Source organism: Rhizobium sp. P32RR-XVIII, assembly GCF_012641395.1.
Taxonomy (GTDB): domain Bacteria; phylum Pseudomonadota; class Alphaproteobacteria; order Rhizobiales; family Rhizobiaceae; genus Rhizobium.
The window spans coordinates 20,137-37,087 of the sequence record NZ_JABAIH010000005.1; the positions used below are offsets into that span (position 1 = coordinate 20,137).

Sequence of the window (16,951 nt, forward strand, 5' to 3'; positions counted from 1 at the left end):
GAAATGGAAGACCCTCTGTCTCTTAATCAGCGGGTCGTAGGTTCGAGCCCTACATCACCCACCATTTTCCAAAAGAACTCAATGCGTTGGTTGCGTTCGTCGGGCGTGGAGACACGGGTACGACGCTTGGGAAACAAATGAGAGCATTTCGCCTCTAGCCTAAGTGTCTCCCTCAACACGATCGCTTGAACCAAGGGTAGCCTTGTGTGGCGCTCGACCCCGGGGCAGGTACGGCGAAGGTGCTACTGGGACGGGCAGGATCGCTACTGCGACGAGGCCATCAGAGGGTCCTCACCGATTGCTTCTACCAGGAAGTCGATGGCTGTCCTGACGCGGAGCGGCATGCTTCGGCGGGATGGATAGACCAGGTTGATCGGCAGGCGCGTCGGTGGAAAATCCGGCATTACGTTTATCAGCCTGCCGGCTTCGATATCGGGGCCGGCAAGGTGGTGGGACAGGATCGCAAGGCCAGCTCCGGAAAGAGCGGCGCGATGGACCGCAACGGAGTTATTGGCGATCAAGCGCGGTGCGATCCGCACGGAAATCTCGTCGGCTCCGTTGGAAAACGACCATGAGCGGCCATCGCCGCCACGGCTGTAGCAAATGCAGGCGTGGCCAGCGACATCTTCCGGGGTCTTCGGCGTCAACCTTGTCTGCAGGTAGCCGGGCGCGGCAACGAGAAAGGCCGTCGTCCAGCCGATCCGGCGGCAGATCAGGCTGCTGTCCGCGACGGTGCCGAGGCGGACCTCCAGATCGATTCCCTCTCCGACGAGATCCGACGGCTCCTCCCGAAAGAGCAGTTCGACGGCCAGTCCCGGGTGGCTTTCGAGCAGGCTTTGCAGGCGGTCGCTCACGTAAAGCCCGAGCGGTGAGGGCAGGCTGAGCCTGACCTTTCCCGATACCATGGCGCCTTCGGCGCCGCTGTTTTCGCCAAGAGCATCGACCGCTTCGATGACCTTGAGCGCCAGCGGGATCATGTGCTCGCCTTCAGCCGTCAGCGCCAGCGCGCTTGTCGTGCGATGCAGAAGCCGCGTGTTCAGATAGGCCTCCAGGGCGGAAACCTGCCGCGACACGGCGGGCTGCGTCAGATTGAGATCAACGGCCGCAGCCGAAAAGGAGCCGGTCTCCGCGACCCGCAGGAACGTCCGCAACGCGCAAACAATGTCCATTTGGTCCCCATACTTCTGAACATAAGCCTTATGTCCGCAGCTTATGCAGGAATGGCTTGCCTGTCCAGAGATTGCGGATATCTTGTATCCATAAGGATATCAAATGTCCTTAATTAAGGAGAGAGACCGATGACCCAGCGCCTGAACTACGCCCAGCAGTCCCCCGAATTCTTCAAAAAGCTTTCCGACCTCAGCATGGCGATGAAGGACAGCGTTATCGATCAGAAGATCCGCGATCTGGTGAATATCCGCGCGTCACAGATCAATGGTTGCGCCTTCTGCCTGGATATGCATGTGAAGGAAGCCAAGATTCACGGCGAGAGCGAATTGCGCCTCTACCATGTCGCCATCTGGCGGGAATCGAACCTCTTTGTCCCGCGCGAACGCGCAGCCCTTGCCTGGACCGAAGCCGTCACCGAGCTTCCCGAAGGCGGCATTCCGGATGAGCTTTATGAGCGGGTACGCGGCCAGCTCTCCGAGAAGGAAATCGCCGATCTCACCTTCTCTATCATGACGATCAATGCCTGGAACCGTGCCAGCATCGCCTTCAAGGCCGTGCCAGGCTCGGCCGACAAGCTCTACGGCCTCGAAAAGGCCGGGCTGAACTAAGCACAAGCAGTAAAATATCAAGGCGCGTAGCGACAGCTGCGCGTGACCGGCACGATTGCAAAACGGGAGCGCATCATGTCGCAGCCAAAGACAAAACCCGGTACGATTGGACAGCAGGAGACTAACATGAGCTTGGACAACACCTCACACGCCGGTAGAACGAGACCCGAAGAGTTGGTTCCGTCGCGTTACGCGGTGCGGATTGGAGAACTTGAAGTTCTGGTGGTCAGCGACGGCGTGCTACCACTCCCAACCGAAATGCTGGGACACAACGCTGATCCAGCCGCCCGGGCGACCTGGCTGGGCGACATGTTCTTGCCAGCGGATGCTTTCGACTGGTCGCTCAATGTGGCCCTGGTACGTAGCGGTGATCGGACCATCCTGATCGACGCCGGGCTGGGACTGGACCCGAATTTGAACTTGCCGCGGGCTGGCCAGTTGGTCAGGCGGCTGGACTCCGCCGGCATTGATCTTGGGTCTGTGACCGATATTGTGCTTACCCATTTGCACATGGATCATATCGGCGGTCTCCTTGTCGAAGGTGTGAAAGACCGGCTGCGGCCAGATCTGCAGATTCACGTGGCAGCTGCCGAGGTCAAGTTTTGGGAGTCGCCCGATTTCACCCACGTCCACATGCCGCCGGGATTCCCGGACGCGCTTAAGGCAACCGCCAAGCGTTTCATGGAGGAATACCGGAGCCATCTGCGGCAGTTCGCGGAGCAATATGAGGTGGCACCAGGCGTGGTCGTCCAGCGCACCGGCGGCCATACGCCCGGGCACAGCGTAGTCCGTTTGGCATCTGGCAGTGACCGTCTGACATTTGCTGGCGATGCCATTTTCGCGGTCGGCTTCGATCACCCTGACTGGTTCAACGGTTTCGAGCACGATCCCGAAGAGGCAGCTCGGGTTCGCATCCGTCTTCTGACGGAGTTGGCACAGACTGGCGAACAGCTCGTCGCCACTCACCTGCCGTTCCCGTCCGTAGGTCGGGTGGCGATCGATGGCGATGCCTTTCGCTGGGTTCCGGTTTTCTGGGACTACTGACCGCTTATTGGTTTAGGGCGCGCCCGGCTAGGCCGAACAAGCTCTACGGCCCGAAGAAGGTCGGCCTGAACTAAGCCTCACTCCCATAGTAAAATATCAAGGCGCGCAGCGCAGCTGCCGCGAATGGAGGATTTTATCATGAAAATCGTAATCATCGGCGGAACCGGCCTCATCGGTTCCAAGACCGCTGAACGCCTGCGCAACAAGGGTCATGAGGTTATCGCAGCCTCGCCCAATACCGGCGTCAACACGATCACTGGCGAGGGCCTTGCCCAAGCGCTCGCTGGCGCCGAGGTCGTGCTCGACCTTGCAAACTCGCCGTCGTGGGAAGACAATGCCGTGCTCGAATTCTTCCAGACCTCGGGCCGCAACCTGACGGCGGCGGAAAAGGCAGCCGGGGTGAAGCATCATGTCGCGCTTTCTATCGTCGGCACGGATCGCCTGCCGGAAAGCGGATACCTGCGCGCCAAGGTCGCCCAAGAAAAGATCATCCGGGAATCCGGCGTTCCCTACACGATCGTACGTTCCACGCAGTTCATGGAATTCCTCGGCGGCATCGCTCAAGGGGGCACGACCGGCGACACTACCCGCCTGTCGACGGGCAATCTGCAGCCGATCGCCTCCGATGACGTCGCAGACTTCATGACAGACGCGGCCCTTGCCGCGCCGGTCAACGGCATCATCGAGATTTCCGGCCCTGAGCGCGAGCGCCTCTGCGATTTCGTCGCTCGTTACCTCAAGGCGATCGGTGATACCCGCAAGGTCGTTCCCGATCCGGAAGCCCACTATTTCGGCACCAAGCTGGAAGACGGTTCGCTCGTCTCCGACAACAATCCCCGCCTCGGCCGGATCAATTTCGACCAGTGGTTCGCAACCGCTCCGCGCCGATAACGGGCGCGGACCGCACCGGATGCGCCTTGCCCCTGAGGCGCATCCATTCAACCCCCAAAAGGAATGGAAAGATGAAAAAGTTGCTCTTCGCGGCGCTCGCAATCACAGCGCTTTCTTTCGGCCCCGCCTCCGCCGATTACACGGGCGGCGGTAAGGACGCCAAGGTTACCCTGGTCTATGAACATGAATTGCCGAACGTGCCGGGCAAGAGCATCAAGGGCATTCTCGTTGAATACGGTCCCGGCGGTTTCTCCGAGGGCCATACGCATCCGACTTCGGCCTTCATCTATGCGACGGTTCTCGAAGGCTCGATCCGCAGCCAGGTCAATCACGGCCCGGTGAAGGTTTATAAAGCGGGCGACAGCTTCTCCGAAATGCCGGGCGACCGCCATGGCGTCAGCGCAAATGGCAGCAAGATCAAACCCGCCAAGCTGCTGGCTGTCTTCGTGGTCGATACCAACCAGAAGGAATTGACCTTCCCGCTGAAGAAGTAATACCTGAGGGCTGGATGCCAGTTATCCGGCCCTCTGACAAACGCCCAACCCTTGCCCGCGAGCCGTGCCATGTTGAGTGATCCTCTTCTGCTGCCGTTCCTGCTGATCGATTTTCTGGGGATCGTCGGCATCGTCGTCTGGCTTCTCCAGGGTCGCAAACGCCCGACCGAGCGACTTGTCGTTCAGATCCTCTTCTTCGCCGGGATGACGGCCGTGCTTGGCTTCAGCGGCATCCTGCCGCATCGGGTGAGCGACACCGATCCGAAGGGCGTCGTCGCGCCGCTGGCCACGCTGGCGCGCGTTCTCTGGTGGACCCATCTGGCATGGGCGACCATCGGCTTCGTGCGCATCTATATCGTTCTCGACCGCAGGCCGAGAGAAGCGCGGCTGATCCAGGATCTGATCGTCGCCGCCGTCTATCTCGGGGTGACGCTGTCGATCATGGGTTTTGTCTTTGGCGCACCGATCGGAACGCTGGTGGCAACGTCCGGCGTGGTTGCCATCATCTTCGGTCTTGCGCTTCAGAATACTCTGGGCGACGTCTTCTCCGGCATTGCAATTACCCTCGGCAAGCCATTCGTCATCGGCGACTGGATTCAACTGGCCGACGGCACTGAAGGACGCGTCGTCGAAAACGACTGGCGTTCGACACATCTGCTCACCGGCGCTCACAACGTCGTCGTTCTGCCCAACAGCGTTCTCGCGAAGGTCGCTCTGACCAATCTCAGCCGTCCGGACGAAACGCATCAGATCGCGCTGACCGTCCGCATTGCCGCGGCGCACACACCCCAGCGCGTCGAGGAGGTCATGCTGGCTGCCCTGAAGGAGAGCGTCAGAATCGTTCAGGAACCGCCGCCGATCGTCGTTCTGAAGGCAATCGACGCTGTCGCCATCGAAACGGAATTGCAGTTTCGCGTCACCAGCCCGGCCAACCGGCCGCCGGCCCGCAACGAGGTGATCGATCTTGTCCACCGCCACTGCGAGGCAAATGGTGTTCGCCTTGCAATGCCACCACAGAGCTACCTTTTACCGCTGCCTGCCACAGGCGAGGATGCCGCCGGCGCGACCGTCAAAACACGCTCAGCCGGCGCGCTCTAGCACCCATTCGAAGGTGTTCTTCCAAAGCTCCGGCGGAACATCCTGCGACAATTTCTGACCGAGCTCCGCCACGGTGACGCTGCGAAGCTTGGCGCGCCAGGCTTCGTCTGCTTCCCACATGATGCGCGCCACCGCGCATGGGCTGCTTTCGCAGTAGCCTTGGGGACGGCAGGGATTGTTGGCGCGGATATTGTTGCAGACAAAGGTGCGGGCCTCGCCCTCGACAGCTTCGACGATATCGAGGAAGGTCAGCTCGGCAGGCGGTTTCGCCAATCGGTATCCGCCGGACGGACCGAGGGTCGTATGCACAAGACCCGCCTGCGACAGGCTCTGCAGCGCCTTCGACAGATATTCCTTCGGCAAGCCATGCAACTCGGCCAGCGCTTTGGTGGAAAGATACCTGCCGGCAGGCAGTCCGGAGAGGATGGCGCAGCAATGAAGCGCCCATTCGACTTGGCTTTTGAGGATCATCAGTTCGTTCCGAGGCCGATGGTGATTGGCCATTAAGGATACATGGTATCCATATTTCTCTGTTATGTAAATCTGAGCGCTAAATAGAATGTTGATCGACTGGCACGGGGGCGGGGATGAGAAATCGGCTTTCGGCTGAAAGGTCGCTGAACTGGCAGACAGCGCCCCGTCTTTGAGCTTTGCGTGGATCAAATCCATTTTTGCGGAGTTAGGCTTTAGCGCGAGCAAGGACTGGCACTTTTCGGAACGGGCGCAGGTCTCCGCCCGTAACGCAAGGGCGTTTCACGAGCCTTTGTTCTGCTGTGCATGCAGCGGGCATTCAAATCGTTGCGATGCCTTCCTACTTTTAAGGGAGACGAGGTAACTGTGTAGTGCGTGTGATCAAATCCAATGGCCGCGAATGGAAGATCGTCCTGCTTCAGGGCGCGTACCATTTGCAGGACGACACCGGAGCGTTAACTGGCCCGTTCTTCTCGGTAGGACAAGCGACGGAGTGGGTTAAAGGATACGTCTCCCATGACGCCGACCTGATGGCGGAAATCTGTGCCCATGCTGATAAAGTGGAGGAAGGAACTGCTCAATCCCGAGCGGGATCATCATTGGCAACTGATCTTGCTGCGAGGTTCTCGCATCGAACGGCGAGCGAGATAGAAGACAAGCTCAAGGAAGTCTGGCGTGCTCGACGCCTTCGCTGGGATTGAATGGCCGAAGCGCGGGTTTGAGGCGTGTCGCCGCCGAAAAGTCCTCGCGCCAAAGGCAACGGCGCGAGGCCCCGATCTGAGCGTCACTGGCTAGCGGGCGCGCTTTCGCTACGAGTCTACGCCGACCGTCAGTGCGCTGTCTGTGAATGTTGGCCGCCATGTTGCGAGATGCCGCTCAGTGCCTTACCCGTTTCCATGGCCTCGCCCTTCATAGCGAGATCACCAAGCGAGATAATGCCGACGAGCCGCTTGCTCCGGCTCAGGACTGGCAGGCGCCGTACTTGAAGATCGCCCATGTTATGAAGGACGTCTTCCACATCTTCGTCTTCGAAGCAGTATTTAACGTCGGTACTCATCACGTCGCGAACCTTTGCGTCCGGGCCCATGCCTTCTGCCACGCCACGAATGGCGATGTCGCGATCGGTAATCATGCCGACTAAGCGATCATTCTCACCCACCGGGAGAACGCCGGCATCGAGACGTCCCATCATCAGGGCGACATCGCGTAATGTCTGTTCCGGATCGGTGATCTGGACGTCCGTGGTCATGCAATTGCTGACTTTCATGATAACCTCCCTGACGTTCCCGCGCCGAGTAGCTCGGGATGAAAAGAGTCAACGCGCACCGGTCGGAAACGTTCCTGGAAAGTGGACAGTTGGCCGCGGCAGCCGCAGTGGACGCAATTCGTTACAAAATTCCGGTTCCGTAGACACATCCCCGGTACAATTTCACGCTGAAATCCTGACGGCGGCCTTGAAGGCAGCGATCGAACACCGTGAGGAAAGGATAAAGATGAAGACGACCCGGATAGTGACACTCGCCATGCTATTGATCGGTAGCGCCATGGCGTTCTCGCCGGCACAGGCGGAGCAGCCGCTGCAGCGCACCGATCTGCTGAAGAACGATATCGATGTGCCCGGCCACGAGGTCGTGCAGGTGCGGGTCGATATCGCGCCCGGCGTGCTCGCCGCCAAACACTCCCATCCGGGCGAAGAAGTCGCCTATGTTCTTGAAGGAAAGCTGGAATACCGCCTCGAAGGCAGGCAGCCCGTGACGCTCAACGCCGGCCAGTCCCTATTCATTCCCTCTGGCGTTGTTCACTCTGCCAAGAACGTCGGCAGCGGCAAGGCGTCGGAACTCGCAACCTACATTGTCAAGAGAGGCGAGGTGCTGGTCGTGCCCGCAAAATAAGCGCTATTCCGTGACTAACGTTCACCATGACGGTGCGCGGCTCGCGCGGGTCCGGAGCTATAGCCAAGTCGCTCCGAAAGCTCGTTTGCGGCGCGCAGCAGGCTTTCCAGATAGGATTGCCGGTTGCGCAGCCCGTCTTCCTTCGGAGCGACGAGACAAAGGGTTGCAACCGCTTGCCCGTCAGCCTGTTGCACTGGCACGGCAAAACAATGTGTGAAGTTTTCCACCTCGCTGTTGAAGGTGAAAAAGCCGTCGATCGAGGCCTGGCGGACCTCGGCGATAAAGCGTGCCGGCTCAAGCCGCTTGCCATTCGGCAGCACAAAATCCTCCTGCGGGATAAAATCCGAGATCTCGCTGTCGCTTAGATGAGAGACGAGAAAACGGCCGGAGGCCGTCCACGGGATGGGCACCAGTTCGCCGATGTTCGAGGATATGCGGAAGGGCCTTAGGCCTTCGCGCATCATGGCGACGGTGTACTTGTTGCCTTCCAGCACGCACATTTGCGCCGTCTCGCGGGTTTCTTCCGCAAGGCGCGCAAGCATGTCTTCGGATTCCCGCATCAGGTCGAACTGATCTGCGTAGGCGGTCCCGAAAAAGTAGAGTTTACGGCCGAGGAAGACGCGACCGTCACCGCCCTGATAATCCAGCATGCCGTGACGCAGAAGAAGATTGATCAGTTCATAAACCGATGAACGCGGAGCGCCGATCTCGACGGCTATCTCGTTCGGCCGCATTGGCTGGCGTTTCGTGCGCAGAAATTCGAGAATTTCAAAGGCGCGATCAAGGCCGCGTGTGCGCCGCGCTACCATGTCTTCTGCGCCGTCAGCCATACTCAACTACCTCCTGGAGAAGGCGCAGCCTTTAAGGGCTGCGCCTGATAGACTCAAGCCCTGTCGGCGCGATAGGCGACACAATCGACTTCTACCTTGCAATCGACCATCATCCGGGACTGAACGCAAGCGCGAGCCGGCGGGTTCTTGCCGAAGTACTCGGCATAGACGCCGTTGAAGCTCCAGAAGTCGCGCGGATCGTCGAGCCAGACACCGACACGGACGACGTCTTCAATGCCGTAGCCGGCCTCATGCAGAATAGCGATCAGGTTCTCAATCGCCTTGCGGGTCTGAGCAACAATGCCGCCACCGACGATCTCGCCTTTTTCCATCGGCACCTGGCCCGACACGTGCAGCCAGCCGTTGGCCTCCACGGCACGGGCGAATGGCAGCGGCTGTCCGCCAGCACCGGTCTCGCCGGCGCCGTAACGCTTGATAGTCATGTAACCTCTCTTTTCTTTCTTCTATTGCGACTGCCGGATCGGGGCGGATTGCCACTCGCACCAGCCGTCTTCCGCTCAGTTGAAACTGGACGTCTTCAGGAACTCCGCGAGCCGCTCCGTCTTGGGTCTCACGAACATTTCCTTCGGGTCTCCCTCCTCGCCAATCACACCGTGGTTCATAAAGATCACGCGCGAGGAGACTTCATAGGCAAAGCGCATCTCATGGGTGACGAGCAGCATGCTCATCCCGTCGGCGGCGAGTCCCTTGATGACCTGCAGCACTTCACCAACGAGTTCCGGATCGAGGGCCGAAGTCACTTCATCGAACAGCATCAGGCGTGGGTTCATGGCAATGGCGCGGGCGATTGCCACGCGCTGCTGCTGACCGCCTGACAGCTGGCCGGGGTAATGATCGGCGCGGGTGGCAAGGCCGACGCGGTCGAGCCATTTTTCAGCGACGGCTCGTGCTTCGTCGCGGGGCATCTTCTTCACCTTGACGAGACCGAGCATGACATTTTTCGCGGCCGTCAAGTGGGGAAAGAGATTGAACTGCTGGAAAGCCATGCCAGTCAGCGCACGCTGACGGGCGATCTCTTTTTCGCTCTTTCGCTTGCGCGTGGTTCCGGTCTGGTCATAGCCGATTTCCTCACCTTCGATCAGAATGCGGCCGCCCTGGAACTCCTCCAGCATGTTGATGCAGCGAAGCATCGTCGTCTTGCCGGAACCGGAGGAGCCGATGATCGAGATGACCTCGCCCTCGTTCATGGTGCAGTCGATGCCCTTCAGCACCTCGGTGGTGCCGTACTGCTTTCGAAGACCCTGGATTTCGAGAAGTACTTTGCTCATGACGATGGAGGCCTCAGGAGGGAACGGCCGTCTTGCGCTCGACATATTTGCCGAAACGCTCGATGCCGTAGTTGATGACGAAGTAAAGAAGCCCGACGAAGAAATAGAACTGCAGGCTCATGAAATTGCGCGAGATGATTTCCTGGGTGCGCAGCAAGAGCTCGGCGACGCCGATGACGGAAAGCAGCGTCGAGGCCTTGACCATCTCGGCCGCCGTGTTGACCCATGCCGGCAGGAACTGGCGCAATGCCTGCGGCCAGAGCACATAGGCGAAGGTCTGGTTAAACGTGAGCCCGATCGCCTTTGCGGCTTCGGTCTGGCCCTTCGGGATCGCCTGCAACCCGCCGCGCACGATTTCCCCGACATGGGAGGAGCAGAAGATTGCCAGGGCCAGTACGCCGGCCTGAAATGGTCCGAGCTCAATGCCGATGGTCGAAAGTACATAATAACTGGCGAGGACCAGCACCAGCACCGGCGTGCCGCGGATGAAGTCGGTATAGGCGCGCATCACCAGCCGCAGGAGCCAGTTGCCGTAGACCAGGGACAGTCCGACGAGGACACCGAGCAGCGATCCGGCAATGATGGCGAGAAGCGAGATCGAGACGGTGACGCCGAGCCCTTTCAGAATGACGAAGCGGGCGATCCACATCTGATCGAGGAAAGCGGGAAAGTTTGTCATATCGTCACCTCGGAATGGCAAGCCGGCGCTCGACAACCCGCATCAGTGCGGCGAGCACGGAACAGGTGGCGACATAGAGACCCGACGCAACGATCCACGTCTCGATGACCCGGAAGGTCTCGACATTGATCTTGCGCGCTTCGAAGGTGAGTTCGGGAACCGCTATGGCCGCCGCAAGCGAGGTGTCCTTGAAGAGTGAAATCACCGTCGAGGACAGCGAGGGCAGCACATTGCGCAGCATCAACGGCGCGATGATCGACACGCGGATCTGCAGCGGCGTCAGTCCGATTGCGAGTCCGGCCTCCGTCAATCCCCGTGGAATGGATAGGAGCCCGGCACGGAACACTTCCGCCAGATAAGCACCGGAATAGATCGACAGCACGACAATGAAACTCTGAATTTTGCCGAGGCGCACACCCATCTGCGGCAGCGCGAAATAGGCGAAAAGCACGAGAACGAGGATCGGCAGGTTGCGAATGATCGTCACGTAGGCCGCCGCCGGCCGCTTGAACCAGTCACTCTTGGCAATCAGCGCGAAGGCGACGAGCAGGCCGATGGCCGCGCCGATCAGAATGGAAATGAAAGCCAGCCCGAGGCTGAGCAGCAGACCTTCGAGAAGCTGGTCAAAGCTACGCCAAACGGCGGCGAAGTTGAGCGTATAACCCATGGCGGCGTCCTGCCGTAGAGGGGAGGAGGAAGGACGAAGGGCAAGACCCTTCGTCCCAACGGTTTGTTATCCGGCCTTACTTGTACTCGATCGGGAAACCGATCTGCGGCGGCGTCAGGTCCTTGCCGAACCACTTCTTGTAGGACTTCGCATAGAAGTCGAACTCGACGCCGGTCATCGCCTCGTGCAGGGCGGTGTTGACGAAATTCAGCCAATCCTGATCGCCGCGCTTGACGCCGCAGGCATAGGTTTGCGGATTCCAGCCATACCCGGCATCCTTGTAGCGGCCAGGGTTCTGCGTCATGTACCAGGCGAGCGACGACTGGTCGGTCGCCACCGCGTCGGCACGGCCGGATTCAAGCGCCTGATAGATCAGGTCGACAGATTCGTATTGGTCGACGGTGGCCTCCGGCAGGGCGGCATGGACCATGTCCTCGGCATAGACGTTCTGCAGCACCGAGATCGTGACCGATGAACCTGCAGCCTTCAGCGCGGCATAGTCTGCATACTTGCCGTCGGCCTTCAGCATCAGGCCCACGCCTTCCCGGTAGTAAGGGATCGTGAACGCGATCTGCTGCGCGCGCTCGCCGGTCACCGTCATGAACTGGCAGGTGAGGTCCACCTTGTCCGTGGTGATGTTCGGGATGCGGGCATCGGACGACTGGTTCACGAACTCGATCTTGTCTGGATCGCCAAACAGCGCCTTGGCGACGATGTGGCCCATGTCGATGTCAAAGCCCTGCAGCTGGTCGTCGGCGCTCTTGAAGTGCCACGGCGCGTTGGTGCTGCCGGTGCCCATGATGAGGTGGCCGCGGGCCAGCACTTCGTCAAGCTTGCTTTTTGCTTCCTGCGCTGCGGCGGGAATTGCGGAAAGGAGGATTACGGCCGCCAGCGAAAGCGCGCTGGCTCGAAGCGAGGTCATCATGATGTTCCCCTGATGATGAGCGGTTGCTTTATGTCCAATATACCGGACATGTGTCTGGTTTAATGGATTGACGTATTCAGCGGCACAATGCATAAATTGTCAAGCGTCGGGGGCAGGAATTGCAGAAGCACGTACAACATGCCTGTTGAAGGCCATCAGATCTTTTTAGGAACTCAAAATGAGTAAGGCAGCGTCAATATTCGATACTATTAATACTCCGGCTGTTTTGGTCGACCTCGACATCGCGTGGCGCAACATCGAGCGCTTCCAGGCATACGCAGATGCCCACGGCCTGCGCGTGCGGCCACATATCAAGACGCACAAGCTGCCGGCGGTGGCGGAGATGCAGCTGAAAGCCGGCGCAATCGGCATTACCTGCCAGAAAGTCTCGGAAGCCGAGGCCATGATTGCCGGCAGCCCCGAGATCCGGGATGTTCTGATCACCTACAACATCCTGGGCCGCGAGAAATTGGAGCATCTGACAGCGTTGGCGCGCCGGGTGGCGCTGAGTGTCGTTGCAGACAACGAGACCGTCATCGATGGCCTGTCTGCTGCTTTCGCAGCCGAGCCGGCGCCGCTGCGCGTGCTTGTCGAGTGCGACACCGGGGCGAACCGCTGCGGTGTACTGACGCCGGAAGCCGCCGCAAGCCTCGCTCAGCGGATTGCGAAATCCAAGGGACTGGTCTTCGGCGGGCTCATGACCTATCCGCCCGCGGGCGCGACGGCGGCCGTGGAAGCCTTTATGACAAAGGCCAAGGCTCTTATCGAAGCCGCCGGGATCGCTGTCCCTGTGATCACGTCCGGTGGAACTCCGTCGATGATGGAGGCCGCGAGCGCGCCGGTGACGACCGAATATCGCCCCGGTACTTACGTTTATAACGACAGATCGCTCGTCGCGCGCGGCGTCTCTGCCTGGGAAGATTGCGCGCTGACCGTTCTTGCCACTGTTGTCTCTGTGCCAGCCGCCGATCGTGCCATTATCGATGCGGGTAGCAAAGTCCTGACATCAGACCTTCTTGGACTGACCGGGTATGGCCACGTCCTCGGACGCCCCGATATCACCATCGATCAGCTTTCCGAGGAACACGGCCGGCTGGTCAGCGCTGGGCCGATTGGTCTTTCCGTCGGAGAGAAGATCCGTATCGTGCCCAATCACGCCTGCGTGGTGACCAACATGGTCGATTCAATCTACGCCATCGAAGCGGATAAGCCTCCTGCCGTGTGGCCCGTTGCCGCGCGCGGCCGCGTCGTCTGACACAGATTTGGGGCAGGGATGAAGCTCGGGCCGCAGCGTCCACCACTGCGGCTCGAGTGGTACGCGCTAATTGCGTGGGCACCGCGAGCCCCGCCTCCGGGCGTCATGGCGGCATCCGCATCGGCGCGCGTTCTAGATGTTGGCGCCGCTGATGGATCGCGTTTGAATTAAATCTTTTTGTTCATCGTTTGCAGATGAACTCTCGGAATCTTCTTCGTTCTGCAAATTGCTTCGCTGATGCACTCTGCTTAGCCAAATCATAGGCAAGATATACCCGTTACATAAGAGCGGAGCTTGTTATTTGACGATAGTTATTCTACTCTTTCTTGTAGGTTTTTAGCCTAATCCCCGGATTGGAGCGTTCAATGTTGAAACGTGTTTCCGTCCTCTTCTCGGTCTTTCTGACGGCATGTGTGCCGTCCTGGCCGTACCTGACATATGCGCCACCCAATGCTAGCAACTGTCAAAGTATGCCTCCCAGCGCGGCTGAATCTGCTGCCTGGCGCCGGGCGCAACGGCTGAATACACGTCAATCCTACCAGGCTTTCCTCGCCAGATATCCTCGCAGCTGCTACGGGACTTTGGCGGTCGAGAGGATGAAGACAACGGTGCAAAGGCAGCCTGTCACAACGCGGAAGTTGGCAACCGAGCCTCGGCGAGACTTCTGGGGGCGGCGAGTCTACTAGGCTGCCGTCTGCGCGATTGTTGACGGGCACTGATTAGCCGCATTTGGAAATCAAGGGACGCCCTTCAATCTCATCAAGGATAGGCCGCAGGCGGGCCTCGGGTGCTCCGGTTGTGTCAGAATATCGTGCAGTTGCAGTTCATTCAGTTCAGCAACATGAGGCATGAATTGAGAAGCTCAGCGTCTCATACAATCTTCGGGTTAGCTGATGCATTTTGACGTTGTTCATGCTGCCGACCCTCGATTTCATGGAGGTACCTCGAGCGCACTGAGGGCTGAGCTGAAGGCGGCGAGTCGGTGGGGGATGAGCTGTGGGCTGCTGCCTTTCTTGGGGCAGCGCACGCGTGATCTGGGCATCTTCGACAGCCGGACAGCCGCGGTGATCGAGCAATCAAATACGGTCTGGCTGACCGGTTCTGAAGAGGCGACGTGCGACGTTCTCCTGGCTCACCATCCTGCGGTGTTCGAGCGAATGCCGCATTCGCCGGTGCGTTTGCAGCCTCGCCGCGTCGTCTGCGTGGTTCACCATCCTCTGTTCGACGGCAATCGCGTTCCTCAATACGATCTCGCCGTCGTTGAGCGTGTGTTGGATAGGCTCTTTGGTATTCCGGTCGCGTTTGCTCCTGTCGGCCCGAAAGTTCGAGCCCAGTTCGACAGTATCGGCACCGAAAGTCCCGCGCTTCTCCGGCACGATTTGTGGAACATGGTCGATGTCGCTGAATGGACATCTCACCAGCGAACAGCGCCAACGGGCACCGTCAATTTGGGGCGCCACACGAGAGGGGACCCGGCGAAGTGGCCCAGTTCCGCAGGTGACCTGCGGGCAGCCTATCCCGACATACCCGATTTCGCCATCAAGGTGTTGGGCGGTGTCCCGGAGTCGATCCAACCCTGGATAGGCTCGAACTGGCAGATCAGCCCATTCTCGCAAAACAGCGTATCTGACTTTCTCAAGCGGCTAGATTTTTATGTCTATTTTCACGGCCGGCAATGGGTGGAAGCCTTCGGCGTCTGCATCGCGGAAGCAATGGCGAGCGGTTTGGTGACGGTGCTCGATCCTTCATTTGAAAGCCTCTTCGAAGATGGCGCCGTCTATTGCAACATTGCTGAAACGAGGAACGTCATCGAGCGATTGATCGCTTCGCCTTCGACCTATCTCCAACAATCAAATGCCGCGAGAGAGCTTGTCCGACGAAAATTTTCGATCGATCAATATCCGCAACGCATGGCACGCCTCTATGATGATCTTGAACTGTGTAGGGCTTCTTCACTGAAAAGCAGTCGAACCACGGGCAGGGGGCATTCATCTGGCAGAACGGCCGAAGACAAAATGCCGGCATCAATGCCGCGGCGTATCGCCAAAAAGCGGCGGATACTTATGGTCGCGACCAACGGTATCGGGCTCGGACACATCACCCGCCTGATGGCTATCGCCGAGCGTCTGCCTGATGACGCGGATCCTATGTTCTTTACCAGATCGGCCGGCTCTGCGTTGGCTTATGCGCGAGGGCACGCTGTGGACTATACGCCTTCCGGCTTGGCGATCGGAGTGACGGACGACAGTTGGAACAGGGCTTATGCACAAGAGCTGCTGACGGCAGTGGAGGCGTTTGATCTGTCGGCGGTGGTGTTCGATGGAAACAGGCCGTTTCCAGGGTTGATTGCCGTTGCCGAATGCCGACGCGACCTGGCCTGGATTTGGGTCCGGCGTGCCTTGTGGCGCCTTGACCACAATTTCGATCCGGGCGCCCAGGATATATTCGACATGGTGATCGAGCCGGGCGAACTTGCTCATGACGAAGATCATGGTCCGACCCGCGATATGCCGGGAACCGTTGCCGTCCCCCCTCTGCTTCTGTTGGACCCCGGCACGGGCCTATCAAGGAGTGAAGCTGCCGCCAAGCTGGGCGTAGACAAGGACCGCTTCACCGTCGCGGTACAATTGGGCTCGCAACGCAACTTCGATTTTGAAGATCTGCCGGGCTTAATTTTCAAGGAACTGGCTAGGCGGAATATACAAACGGTCCAGATTCTCAATCCGCTCGCGAAACCTTCCAAACAGGAATGGCCGAGCGTTTTGCGCACAAGCGTTTACCCCTTGGCTGAGTATGTCGGCGCGATCGATCTTCTTGTCACCACCGCCGGGTATAACAGCTTCCATGAAAGCATCTTGGGGGGAATTCCTTCGATCTTCGTGCCCAATGAAGCGCCGGAAATGGATGACCAGCATCTTCGCGCTGTTTATGCCCAAACAGCAGGCTTGGGCCTCTGCCTGCGGTACTCGGAGTTGGATCGTGTGGAGACGACGCTCGATCTGGCCCTATCTGAGGATTTCCGCACCGAGGTTCGCCGGCGATTAGCGCGCCTGAGTTACGTCAATGGCGCCGCCATGGCCGCGAAGGCGGTCGAGCAGCTTGTCTTCAGTGTCCGGGCTGACCGTCCGTTGCATGCCTCGATTGCTCGCATCTGAACGAATGGACGCATCGGCGCCCAGCTGATCGGCAAGAAACTCGTCGATGGTCGAGGAAAGTGCGATTTCGCTGGAGATGTCCCATTTCGCGATGATCAATGACCAGCGCCGGCGAACATACCTGCCATAGCTCTCCGAGGAGAGTGAGGGCAGGTGGCTCCGGGTAGGGACAAATTCCAAAGGAGCAGAACTTGCAGCGATCAGATCCGGACGCAGTTCTGACAGAACGACAACGGGAAATTCGCCATTAGCCCTGCAAGCCTCCACGGCCGTGTCGAGAATCTCGGCAAGACTGGCGGGCATCGCACCGAGGACAGAAATAAGACTTCTGGGTCTGGCCTCGTCCACTGGCTCGTGCAGGACATAATGAAGACTGTCCTCGTCAGCGGCCGGATCGACGATCCTGACAGCTCTCTTTGGCCTGCCGAAGCGCGAAAGCCGGCCAACTCGTTCGACAATCCAGCGCACTGCCATCCCTGCCTT

Annotated in this window: 19 protein-coding genes; 9 read left to right on the plus strand and 10 right to left on the minus strand. The window is 59.2% G+C overall.

Annotated features, from left to right (window positions below):
* Positions 1-263 precede the first annotated feature (263 nt).
* On the minus strand, positions 264-1,169 hold the full coding sequence (locus HGP14_RS16035; RefSeq protein WP_168830864.1) for a LysR family transcriptional regulator: 906 nt from the start codon (positions 1,167-1,169) through the stop codon (positions 264-266).
* 129 nt (positions 1,170-1,298) lie between these two features.
* On the opposite strand from HGP14_RS16035, the gene HGP14_RS16040 reads away from it, so the two are divergent.
* The 5 genes from HGP14_RS16040 to HGP14_RS16060 all read left to right on the plus strand — a co-directional run bounded on the left by HGP14_RS16040 (position 1,299) and on the right by HGP14_RS16060 (position 5,305).
* Positions 1,299-1,778, plus strand: coding sequence for a carboxymuconolactone decarboxylase family protein (locus tag HGP14_RS16040; RefSeq protein ID WP_168830865.1), 480 nt, complete (start codon positions 1,299-1,301; stop codon positions 1,776-1,778).
* A 75-nt stretch (positions 1,779-1,853) separates the two neighbouring features.
* A complete protein-coding gene (locus HGP14_RS16045; protein ID WP_168831276.1) occupies positions 1,854-2,822 on the plus strand; it encodes an MBL fold metallo-hydrolase in 969 nt (322 codons plus the stop codon).
* A 138-nt stretch (positions 2,823-2,960) separates the two neighbouring features.
* On the plus strand, positions 2,961-3,713 hold the full coding sequence (locus HGP14_RS16050) for an SDR family oxidoreductase (protein WP_168830866.1): 753 nt from the start codon (positions 2,961-2,963) through the stop codon (positions 3,711-3,713).
* 71 nt (positions 3,714-3,784) lie between these two features.
* Positions 3,785-4,207: a cupin domain-containing protein gene (locus tag HGP14_RS16055; RefSeq protein ID WP_168830867.1), complete on the plus strand. Its 423-nt coding sequence runs from the start codon at positions 3,785-3,787 to the stop codon at positions 4,205-4,207.
* A 69-nt stretch (positions 4,208-4,276) separates the two neighbouring features.
* Positions 4,277-5,305 (plus strand): mechanosensitive ion channel family protein, encoded by a 1,029-nt coding sequence (locus tag HGP14_RS16060; protein WP_168830868.1) that lies wholly within the window; start codon positions 4,277-4,279, stop codon positions 5,303-5,305.
* Here the strand turns inward: HGP14_RS16060 and HGP14_RS16065 are convergent.
* Positions 5,288-5,776 carry an RrF2 family transcriptional regulator gene (locus HGP14_RS16065; RefSeq protein ID WP_168830869.1) on the minus strand — a complete coding sequence of 163 codons (489 nt, stop codon included), beginning with the start codon at positions 5,774-5,776 and terminating at the stop codon, positions 5,288-5,290. The genes HGP14_RS16060 and HGP14_RS16065 overlap by 18 nt on opposite strands.
* Before the next feature lie 371 nt (positions 5,777-6,147).
* Here HGP14_RS16065 and HGP14_RS16070 point away from each other — a divergent pair, with 371 nt between their 5' ends.
* Positions 6,148-6,477 carry a hypothetical protein gene (locus HGP14_RS16070; RefSeq protein ID WP_168830870.1) on the plus strand — a complete coding sequence of 110 codons (330 nt, stop codon included), beginning with the start codon at positions 6,148-6,150 and terminating at the stop codon, positions 6,475-6,477.
* 128 nt (positions 6,478-6,605) lie between these two features.
* On the opposite strand, the gene HGP14_RS16075 is transcribed toward HGP14_RS16070, so the two are convergent.
* Complete coding sequence (locus HGP14_RS16075) at positions 6,606-7,043, minus strand: CBS domain-containing protein (RefSeq protein WP_168830871.1); 438 nt, start codon at positions 7,041-7,043, stop codon at positions 6,606-6,608.
* 226 nt (positions 7,044-7,269) lie between these two features.
* Between HGP14_RS16075 and HGP14_RS16080 the strand changes: the two genes are divergently transcribed.
* A complete protein-coding gene (locus tag HGP14_RS16080; RefSeq protein WP_168830872.1) occupies positions 7,270-7,668 on the plus strand; it encodes a cupin domain-containing protein in 399 nt (132 codons plus the stop codon).
* Between the two features lie 14 nt (positions 7,669-7,682).
* On the opposite strand, the gene HGP14_RS16085 is transcribed toward HGP14_RS16080, so the two are convergent.
* From HGP14_RS16085 to HGP14_RS16110, 6 genes are all read right to left on the minus strand, one after another.
* A complete protein-coding gene (locus tag HGP14_RS16085) occupies positions 7,683-8,498 on the minus strand; it encodes an IclR family transcriptional regulator (protein WP_168830873.1) in 816 nt (271 codons plus the stop codon).
* Positions 8,499-8,551: 53 nt separating this feature from the next.
* Positions 8,552-8,941 carry a RidA family protein gene (locus HGP14_RS16090; protein WP_168830874.1) on the minus strand — a complete coding sequence of 130 codons (390 nt, stop codon included), beginning with the start codon at positions 8,939-8,941 and terminating at the stop codon, positions 8,552-8,554.
* Between the two features lie 75 nt (positions 8,942-9,016).
* Positions 9,017-9,787 carry an amino acid ABC transporter ATP-binding protein gene (locus HGP14_RS16095; RefSeq protein ID WP_168830875.1) on the minus strand — a complete coding sequence of 257 codons (771 nt, stop codon included), beginning with the start codon at positions 9,785-9,787 and terminating at the stop codon, positions 9,017-9,019.
* A 13-nt stretch (positions 9,788-9,800) separates the two neighbouring features.
* A complete protein-coding gene (locus tag HGP14_RS16100) occupies positions 9,801-10,466 on the minus strand; it encodes an amino acid ABC transporter permease (protein WP_168830876.1) in 666 nt (221 codons plus the stop codon).
* A gap of 4 nt (positions 10,467-10,470) precedes the next feature.
* Complete coding sequence (locus HGP14_RS16105) at positions 10,471-11,133, minus strand: amino acid ABC transporter permease (RefSeq protein WP_168830877.1); 663 nt, start codon at positions 11,131-11,133, stop codon at positions 10,471-10,473.
* Between the two features lie 76 nt (positions 11,134-11,209).
* Positions 11,210-12,058 (minus strand): transporter substrate-binding domain-containing protein, encoded by an 849-nt coding sequence (locus HGP14_RS16110; RefSeq protein WP_168830878.1) that lies wholly within the window; start codon positions 12,056-12,058, stop codon positions 11,210-11,212.
* Between the two features lie 178 nt (positions 12,059-12,236).
* Here HGP14_RS16110 and HGP14_RS16115 point away from each other — a divergent pair, with 178 nt between their 5' ends.
* Together HGP14_RS16115 and HGP14_RS16120 are read left to right on the plus strand one after the other, a co-directional pair.
* Positions 12,237-13,313 (plus strand): D-TA family PLP-dependent enzyme, encoded by a 1,077-nt coding sequence (locus HGP14_RS16115; protein WP_205927202.1) that lies wholly within the window; start codon positions 12,237-12,239, stop codon positions 13,311-13,313.
* Between the two features lie 893 nt (positions 13,314-14,206).
* Positions 14,207-16,468 carry a glycosyltransferase gene (locus tag HGP14_RS16120; RefSeq protein WP_168830879.1) on the plus strand — a complete coding sequence of 754 codons (2,262 nt, stop codon included), beginning with the start codon at positions 14,207-14,209 and terminating at the stop codon, positions 16,466-16,468.
* Here HGP14_RS16120 and HGP14_RS16125 read toward each other — a convergent pair.
* Positions 16,355-16,942, minus strand: coding sequence for a hypothetical protein (locus tag HGP14_RS16125; RefSeq protein ID WP_246704485.1), 588 nt, complete (start codon positions 16,940-16,942; stop codon positions 16,355-16,357). The genes HGP14_RS16120 and HGP14_RS16125 overlap by 114 nt on opposite strands.
* Positions 16,943-16,951 lie beyond the last annotated feature (9 nt).

Coding starts and splice junctions, on each gene's coding strand:
- HGP14_RS16035 (WP_168830864.1), bottom strand. CDS start 1,169: ATGGACATTGTTTGCGCGTTGCGGACGTTCCTGCGGGTCGCGGAGACC.
- HGP14_RS16040 (WP_168830865.1), top strand. CDS start 1,299: ATGACCCAGCGCCTGAACTACGCCCAGCAGTCCCCCGAATTCTTCAAA.
- HGP14_RS16045 (WP_168831276.1), top strand. CDS start 1,854: ATGTCGCAGCCAAAGACAAAACCCGGTACGATTGGACAGCAGGAGACT.
- HGP14_RS16050 (WP_168830866.1), top strand. CDS start 2,961: ATGAAAATCGTAATCATCGGCGGAACCGGCCTCATCGGTTCCAAGACC.
- HGP14_RS16055 (WP_168830867.1), top strand. CDS start 3,785: ATGAAAAAGTTGCTCTTCGCGGCGCTCGCAATCACAGCGCTTTCTTTC.
- HGP14_RS16060 (WP_168830868.1), top strand. CDS start 4,277: ATGTTGAGTGATCCTCTTCTGCTGCCGTTCCTGCTGATCGATTTTCTG.
- HGP14_RS16065 (WP_168830869.1), bottom strand. CDS start 5,776: ATGATCCTCAAAAGCCAAGTCGAATGGGCGCTTCATTGCTGCGCCATC.
- HGP14_RS16075 (WP_168830871.1), bottom strand. CDS start 7,043: ATGAAAGTCAGCAATTGCATGACCACGGACGTCCAGATCACCGATCCG.
- HGP14_RS16080 (WP_168830872.1), top strand. CDS start 7,270: ATGAAGACGACCCGGATAGTGACACTCGCCATGCTATTGATCGGTAGC.
- HGP14_RS16085 (WP_168830873.1), bottom strand. CDS start 8,498: ATGGCTGACGGCGCAGAAGACATGGTAGCGCGGCGCACACGCGGCCTT.
- HGP14_RS16090 (WP_168830874.1), bottom strand. CDS start 8,941: ATGACTATCAAGCGTTACGGCGCCGGCGAGACCGGTGCTGGCGGACAG.
- HGP14_RS16095 (WP_168830875.1), bottom strand. CDS start 9,787: ATGAGCAAAGTACTTCTCGAAATCCAGGGTCTTCGAAAGCAGTACGGC.
- HGP14_RS16100 (WP_168830876.1), bottom strand. CDS start 10,466: ATGACAAACTTTCCCGCTTTCCTCGATCAGATGTGGATCGCCCGCTTC.
- HGP14_RS16105 (WP_168830877.1), bottom strand. CDS start 11,133: ATGGGTTATACGCTCAACTTCGCCGCCGTTTGGCGTAGCTTTGACCAG.
- HGP14_RS16110 (WP_168830878.1), bottom strand. CDS start 12,058: ATGATGACCTCGCTTCGAGCCAGCGCGCTTTCGCTGGCGGCCGTAATC.
- HGP14_RS16115 (WP_205927202.1), top strand. CDS start 12,237: ATGAGTAAGGCAGCGTCAATATTCGATACTATTAATACTCCGGCTGTT.
- HGP14_RS16120 (WP_168830879.1), top strand. CDS start 14,207: ATGCATTTTGACGTTGTTCATGCTGCCGACCCTCGATTTCATGGAGGT.
- HGP14_RS16125 (WP_246704485.1), bottom strand. CDS start 16,942: ATGGCAGTGCGCTGGATTGTCGAACGAGTTGGCCGGCTTTCGCGCTTC.